1 protein-coding gene is annotated in these 1,102 nt (G+C 62.1%); it reads right to left on the bottom strand.

The genetic code is table 11. The features are described from left to right. Positions 1-203 precede the first annotated feature (203 nt). Positions 204-1,102 (bottom strand): class 1 integron integrase IntI1 (gene intI1, locus CKK19_RS20790; RefSeq protein ID WP_031999050.1); only part of this gene is annotated, 899 nt, incomplete at its 5' end.

Raw genomic sequence — 1,102 nt, 5'->3', positions numbered from 1 at the left:
TTGTCGTTTTCAGAAGACGGCTGCACTGAACGTCAGAAGCCGACTGCACTATAGCAGCGGAGGGGTTGGATCCATCAGGCAACGACGGGCTGCTGCCGGCCATCAGCGGACGCAGGGAGGACTTTCCGCAACCGGCCGTTCGATGCGGCACCGATGGCCTTCGCGCAGGGGTAGTGAATCCGCCAGGATTGACTTGCGCTGCCCTACCTCTCACTAGTGAGGGGCGGCAGCGCATCAAGCGGTGAGCGCACTCCGGCACCGCCAACTTTCAGCACATGCGTGTAAATCATCGTCGTAGAGACGTCGGAATGGCCGAGCAGATCCTGCACGGTTCGAATGTCGTAACCGCTGCGGAGCAAGGCCGTCGCGAACGAGTGGCGGAGGGTGTGCGGTGTGGCGGGCTTCGTGATGCCTGCTTGTTCTACGGCACGTTTGAAGGCGCGCTGAAAGGTCTGGTCATACATGTGATGGCGACGCACGACACCGCTCCGTGGATCGGTCGAATGCGTGTGCTGCGCAAAAACCCAGAACCACGGCCAGGAATGCCCGGCGCGCGGATACTTCCGCTCAAGGGCGTCGGGAAGCGCAACGCCGCTGCGGCCCTCGGCCTGGTCCTTCAGCCACCATGCCCGTGCACGCGACAGCTGCTCGCGCAGGCTGGGTGCCAAGCTCTCGGGTAACATCAAGGCCCGATCCTTGGAGCCCTTGCCCTCCCGCACGATGATCGTGCCGTGATCGAAATCCAGATCCTTGACCCGCAGTTGCAAACCCTCACTGATCCGCATGCCCGTTCCATACAGAAGCTGGGCGAACAAACGATGCTCGCCTTCCAGAAAACCGAGGATGCGAACCACTTCATCCGGGGTCAGCACCACCGGCAAGCGCCGCGACGGCCGAGGTCTTCCGATCTCCTGAAGCCAGGGCAGATCCGTGCACAGCACCTTGCCGTAGAAGAACAGCAAGGCCGCCAATGCCTGACGATGCGTGGAGACCGAAACCTTGCGCTCGTTCGCCAGCCAGGACAGAAATGCCTCGACTTCGCTGCTGCCCAAGGTTGCCGGGTGACGCACACCGTGGAAACGGATGAAGGCACGAACCCAGT

Source organism: Enterobacter sp. CCUG 70166, assembly GCF_020224095.1.
Classification (GTDB): domain Bacteria; phylum Pseudomonadota; class Gammaproteobacteria; order Enterobacterales; family Enterobacteriaceae; genus Enterobacter; species Enterobacter intestinihominis.
Note: the sequence above shows the minus strand (reverse complement) of the source record. Positions and strands in the feature narration are given on the sequence as shown.